General features: G+C 68.5%; 9 protein-coding genes and 3 pseudogenes. 4 read left to right on the top strand and 8 right to left on the bottom strand.

From position 1 onward, the window contains the following. Positions 1–92: 92 nt before the first annotated feature. Positions 93–197 (bottom strand): annotated as a pseudogene (locus ACIQFZ_RS42585) (DNA-binding protein); the annotation flags it as partial. Positions 198–724: 527 nt separating this feature from the next. Here ACIQFZ_RS42585 and ACIQFZ_RS42580 point away from each other — a divergent pair. After that, positions 725–937, top strand: coding sequence for a hypothetical protein (locus ACIQFZ_RS42580; RefSeq protein ID WP_402693901.1), 213 nt, complete (start codon positions 725–727; stop codon positions 935–937). A gap of 197 nt (positions 938–1,134) precedes the next feature. On the opposite strand, the gene ACIQFZ_RS42575 is transcribed toward ACIQFZ_RS42580, so the two are convergent. Then, entirely contained in the window at positions 1,135–2,610 is a 1,476-nt protein-coding gene (locus ACIQFZ_RS42575) for an ATP-binding protein (protein WP_402693900.1), read from the bottom strand. A 2-nt stretch (positions 2,611–2,612) separates the two neighbouring features. Continuing rightward, positions 2,613–3,473, bottom strand: coding sequence for a bifunctional DNA primase/polymerase (locus ACIQFZ_RS42570; RefSeq protein WP_365427576.1), 861 nt, complete (start codon positions 3,471–3,473; stop codon positions 2,613–2,615). 206 nt (positions 3,474–3,679) lie between these two features. On the opposite strand from ACIQFZ_RS42570, the gene ACIQFZ_RS42565 reads away from it, so the two are divergent. Together ACIQFZ_RS42565 and cutA are read left to right on the top strand one after the other, a co-directional pair. Beyond that, positions 3,680–4,000 (top strand): hypothetical protein, encoded by a 321-nt coding sequence (locus tag ACIQFZ_RS42565; protein WP_365427579.1) that lies wholly within the window; start codon positions 3,680–3,682, stop codon positions 3,998–4,000. 51 nt (positions 4,001–4,051) lie between these two features. Beyond that, complete coding sequence (gene cutA / locus ACIQFZ_RS42560) at positions 4,052–4,369, top strand: divalent cation tolerance protein CutA (protein WP_365427582.1); 318 nt, start codon at positions 4,052–4,054, stop codon at positions 4,367–4,369. 106 nt (positions 4,370–4,475) lie between these two features. Here cutA and ACIQFZ_RS42555 read toward each other — a convergent pair whose 3' ends face one another. The 3 genes and pseudogenes from ACIQFZ_RS42555 to ACIQFZ_RS42545 form a co-directional block, all read right to left on the bottom strand. Then, complete coding sequence (locus ACIQFZ_RS42555) at positions 4,476–4,940, bottom strand: hypothetical protein (protein WP_365427585.1); 465 nt, start codon at positions 4,938–4,940, stop codon at positions 4,476–4,478. A 204-nt stretch (positions 4,941–5,144) separates the two neighbouring features. Beyond that, positions 5,145–5,891 (bottom strand): annotated as a pseudogene (locus ACIQFZ_RS42550) (ATP-binding protein); the annotation flags it as partial. Between the two features lie 610 nt (positions 5,892–6,501). Continuing rightward, positions 6,502–6,801, bottom strand: a complete 300-nt coding sequence (locus ACIQFZ_RS42545) for a hypothetical protein (protein ID WP_390840521.1) — start codon at positions 6,799–6,801, stop codon at positions 6,502–6,504. 601 nt (positions 6,802–7,402) lie between these two features. On the opposite strand from ACIQFZ_RS42545, the pseudogene ACIQFZ_RS42540 reads away from it, so the two are divergent. After that, positions 7,403–7,489: pseudogene (locus tag ACIQFZ_RS42540) on the top strand (glutamine synthetase); the annotation flags it as partial. Positions 7,490–7,745: 256 nt separating this feature from the next. Here the strand turns inward: ACIQFZ_RS42540 and ACIQFZ_RS42535 are convergent. Next, complete coding sequence (locus tag ACIQFZ_RS42535) at positions 7,746–8,312, bottom strand: signal peptidase I (RefSeq protein ID WP_402693899.1); 567 nt, start codon at positions 8,310–8,312, stop codon at positions 7,746–7,748. Further along, positions 8,309–8,623 (bottom strand): hypothetical protein (locus ACIQFZ_RS42530; protein ID WP_402693898.1); only part of this gene is annotated, 315 nt, incomplete at its 5' end. The genes ACIQFZ_RS42535 and ACIQFZ_RS42530, both read right to left, overlap by 4 nt.

Here is an 8,623-nt window from a genome sequence, read left to right as displayed (position 1 = left end):
TGATCCACAGGGGCCGTGTTCGCCTACTTTCGGGGCCCACTACCGACATCAACCGATCAAGTCAGGATGAGCCGGGCAAACGCCGGGGCCCTGAGGGGTACCTCGAACATCTCGGCGATGTCGTCGGGGGTGAGGTACCGGTCCGGGAGGCCGCCTCGGAGAGTGGCGCGGGGGTCGGGATCTGCCGGCTTTGCCATAGAGACTCCAAGCGGGGAGGGCGTAGCCGCGCCTGTCCGAGGTGCGGATTTCTGCGTCATTGCGTCATCAGCGTCATTTGGGCTTCTGACCTGCGGTTTTGTGTGACGCAGTGGTTTGGGGGTGCGTCATCGGAGCGTCATGGGGTGACGCAGATGACGCAGGATGACGCAGGGACCGTCGTCTGCGTCATGGCTTTAGTCGCAGGTCAGGTGCCGTTTTTCGGCCTGCATGACGCAGATGACGCAGCGTCTTCCCTCTTAGGACAAAGAGGGGGTGGTGTCTGTTGTGGTGCGGTGCGCCTCACAGCGTGAAGAAGGAGCCGCTGCGCGGCGCGACCATCGGGCGGCGTTCCGCCGAACAGCAAGAGGAGCACGCCTGTCCCGGGGGCCCGCCGTCATTGGGAACGGCGGGACCTCGCGCGGTCTCCGGCAGACGCGAGGATGTTTGCCGCGTATTGACCTAAATCGCCATCCGATTCCCGCTCCTGGACGTAACCACTGAGAGACAAGTTCCAGCAGGAGGAATTATGGCGATCTTCAACGCACTCTTCCCCACGCTGAACCGGGACTACGGTGAACGCGGCGGTGGCGGCGGACGCGGCGGACGCGGCGGACGCGGCGGTCGCGGCGGACGCGGCGGTCGCGGCGGTCGCGGCGGACGCGGCGGACGCAGCGTCGGCTACGACCGCGGCGGAGGCGGCGGCGGAGGCGGCGGCCGCGGCGGAGGCGGCGGCCGCTAGACGCTGCTAACAGCGACACGGAGCGGAGCGGACCGGTGCCCGAAGGAGCCGGTCCGCTCCGTCGGCATGTGCTGAGGCGTCTGCTGTCCGCGGGCACGGAATCCGACGACGTGGTGGCTGCCGCCCCGCCGCTGCCGCCCGCGCGACTGGCACGGGGTGCTCTTCTTGCTTGTCCGGGCGATCGTGCGGATCGCGCTTTAGAACATCCGCTTCTGTTCGCGCGGTGGCGGGGCTTGCTGGCGGGTCATTTCGAGGTAGCGGCCCTCGCTGGTGCGGCCCGAGTCGATGAGGACACCGCGCGCGGCAAGCGTCGGCTGGAGGCGCTTGAGGCGGTCGGAGAGGACTTTGCCCGTGGTCGGCCAGCCCTTGGGCAGGGGACGTAGTTCGTCGTCGCTGTAGAGGCGATTGAGGCAGTGCAGCCACTCGGTGGAGGTCATCCGCTGGGCCGCGCCCGGCTCAAGGCTGTCGGCATGCTTGAGGACGGTCTGCGCGAGGAGGTCGCCCTCGATCACGTCGTCGTTCAGGTCGTCCAGGCTGGCCCGGTAGGCGGTGAGCGCTCCGAGGCCGGTCGCCGCGTCGAGCTGCGCGCACAGGTGCGCGAAGTCCGCCATCCGCAGGTCCGTGGGGGTCTCCGCCTCGGCAGCGCGGACCTTGACCGTGAGGTCCAGGAGCGAGCCGAGGACCACGGGCAGGACCTCCGCGTACTCCGCCCACAGTTCCGCCTCGGTGCGCCGGACACGGGGCCGCTCCAAACGCAGCGGCAAGAGCCGTTCCGCAAGGTCCGGCCGGATGACTCCCACATCGATGCCGGTCAGCAGCATGGGACGGCGGTAGCGGGCGCGGACCACGTCCCCGTCGGTGTAGAGAGCGCGCTTGACGTTCTCTGCGCCGGTGACGATGCAGCACATGGCGTCGGACAGGTCCGGGGTCATGTGGGAGAGGTTGTCCAGGGCGGTGACCCATCCGGCGGCGACGGCCGCGATCAGGTTCTCCTCGTCCTTCGGAGCGCGGCGCAGATCACCGCTCATGCCCTCGATGATCCGCACGAGCATGCGCCCCCCGGTGGACTTGCCGGCGCCCTGCGGCCCGGTGAGGAAGGGAGCAGGGACGGGCACCGACGGTCCGAGACAGCCGATCAGCCAGGCCACGGCCAGGCATTCGGTCTCGGCGGTGGCGAAGTTGCACAACCTGAGGAGGAGGTCGATGCCCTTGCCGTTGGTGTCCTTGACGGGCAGGGGGAGTTCGCCGGTGAGCTGGGTGCGGCGCCAGCACACCTCGCGCGGGTCGGGGATGGCGATGTCCCAGCCGGTGGGGTGGATACGGACGGACTGCCCGTCGTTGCGGCCCAGGTCCAGCCACGTCGCGCCGTCGAATCCGGGGGCGACGCGGATGTGGACGGGCTGCACGTCCTCGGTCAGCGCGAGTGCTTCGATCAGGTCCAATGCCTCCTTGAGCGCGGTCCCGTTGAACACGCCGCGCCCGTCCTTGAACAGGCCGACCATGAGTTCCTGGCGGTGGCTGCCGGTCGTGCCTTGGGAGCGGATCGGGCGGGCCACGGGGTGGCCGTTCTTCTGCGCGTACACGGTCCCGTCCGCGGTGCGGAAGTACCGGAAGTGCGCCTGCGCGTAGTCGGTGATGACCTCGCGTGCCGGGGTCTTCTCGTCGTCGGACATGGCTACAGTCCCAACCGTGTACGGGCGTTGGCCCACGCGTCGGTGCAATGCCGGGGCGTTTCGCCCTTGGCCTGGGCGGCGGTGAACAGCCGCGCGATGTGGTCCTCGGTGAGGCAGCCGCACCGGCCGTGAGTGGACAGCACGGCAAGGAACGTGCGGTAGACGGTGGCGTGGACCGTGCTACGGGCCTCGGTGATGCGCTGCTCCGCCATCGCGATGCCACGATCCAGGTAGGCGGGCGTGCGGTGGCGACACCCCCCTTCTCCGGACCGTGTGGGCACGGTGACGGCCTGCGGCGCCGGCCGGACCGTGGAGGGTTCCTTCACGATCAGCGCACGCACGACGTCCGGCAAGGCTGTCGTGGCGCCGGCGCCGGGACCGAGCCACCGCGCGTACTGCATGGACGACTTGATGTCCACGCCGGGCCGTACGGCGTTGGCGGACTGCATGACGCCCTGGTAGAGCCAGTGCTCACCCCTGGTGGTGGGCACGATTCGGGTTGCGGGCAGGTTCGCACGGGCCCACGCGATGGCTTCCGCGTTGTCGAGGTCGACGACGGTGAGGCCGGCGCCGCCGGGGTGGTAGGCCACCGCCGCCGCTTCCCGCCACGCCCGCGCCCACGTTGACGAGTTGATGGCGTGCGGGTCGGTGGTGGCGGCGGCCCAGCCGTGGCAGGGCGCCGGGCAGGCGCAGGGGCCGGGGGTCTTCATGTTCGGCCGGCCACCACACGCGTTGTCGGCGCAGCGGTGGCAGTTGCCGAACGGCACCTTCCCAGCTCGTAAAGGCAGCACAGGCACGCCGGAGGCTGCCAGGGAGAGAGCGGTATGCAGGTGCTCTCCCCGAATGTCGGTCGGTTGGGTCATGCTGGGAGACCTCCAACAGGTCTGTTGTGGATTGGTTGGGCAAGGGCGGCCCCGGTCTTTGGCGAGATGTGGGGGCCGCCCTTGGCGTTGCTGGGACTGTCCGGCCGGTCAGGAGCGTCGTGGGCACGGAAGCGTGTGGACGCGGCGCGCGGCGGGTGTCATGATCACGGCGGCGTCGGCGGGGGGCCGGCGCATAGGGAGGGATCATGGAGTTCCAACTCGCCATACCTGTTAGCGCCATACCTGTTCTGGGGGCGTTGGTCTTCGCCGTCTCGGGCGTTGCGGCGGTTACCCGTGGCTGGGTGCCCTCCGGGTACCGGGATTCGGTTCGCCGTGTTGGCCTCAACGGCTGCGGTCAGTTGCTGGTTGCCGTCGGCCTGGGCTGTCAGGTGGTCTTGAGTCACGTGATGAGCTGGCCCGGCATTTGGCAGGCTCTGGTCTGCGGCCCGCTTCTGCTGGCCGGCATCGCCCTGATGATGGTGAGCCGGCGCGCGGGTGGTGATCGGCAGGGCAGCGGCGTGTCCTAGCCGACTGAGTTCCCTGGTCACAGGCGGCTGCTTGATCGCTAGGCTCCCCGCATGACTGAGCCTGAGCCTGAGCCTGAGTACCTGCAGTTGTCGATCGCCACGCCGGAACGTGAACAAGCCGTCGCCCTCGCCAAGGGCGCAGTTCAGGGGCGTCTGGCCGCCGGTGCCCAGATCATCGGCCCCGTGGTGTCGATGTTCTGGCACCTTGGCGAGTTCGGGGAGCGCGAGGAGTGGCGGCTGCTGCTGACCACGACCTTCGAGCAGTACCCGGAGCTGGAGAAGTACCTGCTGGAACATCACCCGTGGGACAACCCCGAGGTGGTGATCACCGGTGAGATCAAGGTTTTCCGGCTCCCATACCCGTCGTAGTCTCCGATCTCCTCTCGGTCGTCGTGACGCGACCAAAGTGACGGGGCATCACCACAGGGCGCCCCCGCAGTGCTTTCAGTGGAGCGCGGACAACGTCTCACCGGTCTCAGCCGTGGAAGTGGTTGCGCTTGATCACGGCCCTGCGGATGTTCACGGTGGTGCCGCCCTTGCGGCCGCTCGCGCTGAACACCTGCACGGCGATCCAACCACCGAAGATGACGGCGGCCAGGATGATGAGCTGGGTGATCAGCGCGGTCAGTGCGGCGATGAACGAGGTGAGCAGCAGCAGCCCGCCGCAGACGGCGAGGAACCCGACGCCCCCGAGGGCGACGTTCACCGCCACGCGGGAGACGGCCGGCTTCGCGGCGACCGGTTCGGGCTTGGCCGGCTCGATGGCGTAGCCGGTGACGACCCGCCCGTCCGGCAGGACCACGCTCGCCACGGCGGGCAGGGCGCCCGGCTGCATCGAGACAAGGTGCGCCGCGACCGGGACGGCGGGCGGTATCGGGGTGGGGTGGTGGACTTCCACGGCCCGCACGGCGGGCGCATGGGGGGCGTTCTCGGGGTACATGCGGAATCCCTTCCGGTGCTCGGTGAGGGAGGCGGAGCCACCCCCTTGTGGGGTGGCTGTGGAGGGGTGTTTCGAGGGTCTGAGCTGCGCGCCTCCCTGACTCCCTGAACGATCATTTGCGCTGGTCAGGGCCAGGGAGGCGGGTCAGGGAGGGGTTCAGGGAGTTCTCCCTGCCTCCCTGACCCGATGGGGGTCCGCCTCCCTCTACTCGGAGGCGGAAGCGGAACCGTCCTCACCCCGGTTGGCGAGGGCGCGGGCGACGCGGTCGCGGCCGACGACCATGCGGCCGTCGGACTTGTACGGCTCGGCTCCGGCGTCCTCCAGCACGCGCTTGAGGTCGCCGGGCGTCCACCGGCCGTAGGCGTCCGAGTTGAGCGCGGAGAGTCGCTTGAGGACGTCGGCGGTGAGCACGCGCGGCGCGTCCCCGAGCACGGCGTGGATGTCGGCGAGCGGGTCGCGCTCCTCACCGCGCTCGATGACGTGCAGCGTGGTCACCCCGTCCCGCAGTGCCTTGGCCCGCTCCGCGATCTCGCCGGCGGTGTCGGTGTCAATGTAGTGGGTGCGGACGGTGATGGATGCCTGGCCGGCCGGGATGGTGATGCCGTCGGAGGCGACGACGACCGTGCCCTTGTCCAGGCCGGGCCGGAGCAGGTTCGGGGCGGCGCCGCCGTCCACGGCCTTGTCCCCTAGCGCCATCCGCGCCTGCGACTCCGTGCCCAGCGCGAGGGAGGCGCGGGTGTGGGCGCCCTCCCGTACGAGCTTGGGGAGGTTCTGGTCGGTGGGGTCCTGCGTGCCCTGCCAGAGCAGCACGTTGACCGCGCGGCCCTGGTTGTGGATCTTCCTCGCGGCGGTGAAGTAGCGGCTGGTGGCCTTGCTGCCGCCGTAGGGCCGCTTGTCGGCGTCTTTGGCCGGGCACATGAACGCCACCTGTGCCTGGTCGCAGGCACCAATCCAGAGTCGGCACGGCATGGCCTGACAGGTACGACGAAGCTTGAAGACGTACGGTGCGCCGCCGTCATGTCGGACGGAGTGTCGAGACTCGTCACGGAGTACGGCATGGCCACCTGGGATGAGGCGTTCGCCACATTGCATGCGGGAGGTCCCCGTCAACTTATCAAGACCGTGCGCAAGGTTGAGGCATCAGACCCCACAGGCCGCCGGTGGCCGCGCTACAAGTCGGGAGACGATGCGACCGTGGCCTTTTGTCAGTGGTAACCAGCCGAAACAGAGCCGTGGGCGTACGCCAACCTGTACGCCCACAGCGGCGCACAACGGCACCTACTAGCAGCCCAGCACGGCCCCTGTAATCAGGCGCTGTCTCGCCAGAACACCGGGGCGCCGGCCGGCGGCGTCGTCGGTGCGAGGCTGCCGGATTGGGCGGCGGATCGTGCCAGCCGTGCGGGGGTGCTCAACAATGACAGATGACGACAGTCGACGACGTCTCTTCCCCTGCTCAGAGACGGTGCTTCGGGTACCGGCGCAGGTGCTCATCACTGAAGCAGAGTTGAGGAAGATCAGAAGTCGTCCGTAGACGAAGTAGAACAGCCGAAAGGCTGGGCGGTTACTTGTCTGCGGGGAGACGCGTCGAGCGCCTCTGAAGCAGGCCACCCAGGATGGCCAACGCGATGGTGACGACGAAGAGCGCATCCAGCACGATCGTGGAATGTCCTGTCACCACCTTGAAGGACATGGCCATCGCCAGGCTCAAGGCCAGCGACACTGCCCCATACCCCCACAGGTCCGGCCTAACTACGCGTCCTCGCAGCCACGGCAGCAGCCACCCGGTGGCCAAGGCCAGGAAGCCGCTGAAAGCCAATAGGCCAAAGCCCACCGCAGCCGCACCAACAAGGAACCAGTCCATGTCCCACCCCTCCATTCGCGTGTCCCATCACGCGGGCCTGATCTTCGCACGAAGCCGCAGCCGGGTGCGGGCAGTTGCCTGCGAGGGCCACTGGGCCGTCTCTGCGGGCCGTCCGAGTTCAACCGACACCGACCGAGTTCCCCGAGCGATGAGCCCTGTGGAGCCTGCGGCGCAACTCGTCTCCGTCTACTGCCCGGGCTGACATCAGCAGCTGACATCAACAGAGGCGTACGACCGAGCACGGCGACACACCCGCAATCGGTGGGCGAGCCAACAGGTCCCAGCAGGCGAGCGGTTCGTGATGGTGCTGCACGCGCCTACGGATCAGAAGGTTGTCACTGCCGCCCTGGCAGCGCCGACACCCGCCGATGAACGACTGATTCCCCCATGTGTCCCCCTGGTGGGTTGGACTATGAGGAATGCGCAGGTCACCGGCCGCAAGGGTGGCCCACTGTAAATCTGCCGGGTCGCCCTGCGGGGCCGTCTGTGGGCCGTCGAAGGGCGGCCGACAGCGACCAACGAAGACCAACGACGACTGCCCGGCTACTGGTCTGAACTGGGCCAGCCTTGATCGCGCGAGGTCGCTCCCGACCCGCGCCTCTTCCTCCGCAACAAGCGGGCCGAGTGGCACGAGTACCGCTCGGAGGTCACGGCCTTCGAACTGAAGAAGCACCTGCCGGTGCTGTAAGCGCAGGTCAGAGCTGGTTTCCCGCCCATTCGGCGGATGGGGCCGACGATCGCGGATCGTCGGCCCCGCGCGCCTGAGCGCGTGCATGCCATGCTCGCGGGCAGCCCGTTCTGCCTGGGCCGGAGCGCGGGCGGCCGGCGGCGCCGCCACCACCGACGGGCGGCCGTATGGGTACGCCAACGCGCGCCAACAGCGGCGGACGACCACGGCTGGCTTGCTGTCACCCGCTGAGCTCTGCTCAGCAAGCCACTGGGGGCTACTTGTGTTGGCTGCGGCTGTGCAGTGGCAGAGCGGCAAGCGCGAGCAGAACGGCAAGTCCGAGCAGCACGATCGCCTCGGGCATGGGCTGCTTGGCGCGCCAGAGCTGGACTGGCAGCCCGATCCAGGGCACGCGCAATCGTGCTACGCCTTGGAGTGCCGTGGGCCGGATCGGGGTGGAGTCCGGTGTGGAGTTGGCGTCACCTTTGGTGATCAGGTTGTTGTTGGGAAGTACCTGGTAGACCCGATGGGTGAGCAGATGGCTGGGTCGGGTGGGGTCCTGGACCAGCACGATTTGGCCCACCGCCGGTGTGCGGTTGCGCGGTGGTGGCTGGTAGAGAACGACGTTGCCCGGCATGAGGGCGGGACGCATGGAGCCGGACTGCACCACGCCCGCTGTCCAGCCCAGCGCCATCACGGGCAATTGCGCCCACAACAGCAGCCCACCCATCGAGCCGACCACGGTACGTGAGATGACCGTGGTGACCACGCGGATCGGGTGCGGGGCGCCCTTGGCCGTGGGTTGGCGGGGCGCGCCGGCGGCCAGGTCACTTGGGAGAGTCACTTGCTTTCCCGCGCTTCCCAGGTGAAGGTCACCTCGTTGGTGGTCACGCTTTGCGCGCTGTTGGGTGCGCTCGGGCTGAACTTCCAGGTGAAGCGGAAGCTCAGCGAGTTGGGTGGCTTGCCGGGCAGGGTCCAGGGACCCACGCCGGTGCGGAAGTCGGTGTACAGGGCGACGAACTGGTCCAGGGTGCCGTCGAACGCAGTCTTGTGCGGAGTGTGAACCGCCCCGGGTTCGGTAGAGATCTCAGATTGTGGTTGTGACCTGTGGTTTTGTGGATTCCATGTAGTGGTTGGCCTCGTACTCGACGGGCG

It is taken from the genome of Streptomyces sp. NPDC093064 (genome assembly GCF_044754605.1).
Classification (GTDB): Bacteria; Actinomycetota; Actinomycetes; order Streptomycetales; family Streptomycetaceae; genus Streptomyces.
This window is presented reverse-complemented; position numbering and strand designations above follow the sequence as displayed.

Bases quoted from the DNA above. Each gene is read 5' to 3' on its own strand.
- ACIQFZ_RS42570 (WP_365427576.1), bottom strand. From the start codon at position 3,473: ATGACCCAACCGACCGACATTCGGGGAGAGCACCTGCATACCGCTCTC.
- ACIQFZ_RS42575 (WP_402693900.1), bottom strand. From the start codon at position 2,610: ATGTCCGACGACGAGAAGACCCCGGCACGCGAGGTCATCACCGACTAC.
- ACIQFZ_RS42545 (WP_390840521.1), bottom strand. From the start codon at position 6,801: ATGGACTGGTTCCTTGTTGGTGCGGCTGCGGTGGGCTTTGGCCTATTG.
- ACIQFZ_RS42565 (WP_365427579.1), top strand. From the start codon at position 3,680: ATGGAGTTCCAACTCGCCATACCTGTTAGCGCCATACCTGTTCTGGGG.
- cutA (WP_365427582.1), top strand. From the start codon at position 4,052: ATGACTGAGCCTGAGCCTGAGCCTGAGTACCTGCAGTTGTCGATCGCC.
- ACIQFZ_RS42555 (WP_365427585.1), bottom strand. From the start codon at position 4,940: ATGTACCCCGAGAACGCCCCCCATGCGCCCGCCGTGCGGGCCGTGGAA.
- ACIQFZ_RS42580 (WP_402693901.1), top strand. From the start codon at position 725: ATGGCGATCTTCAACGCACTCTTCCCCACGCTGAACCGGGACTACGGT.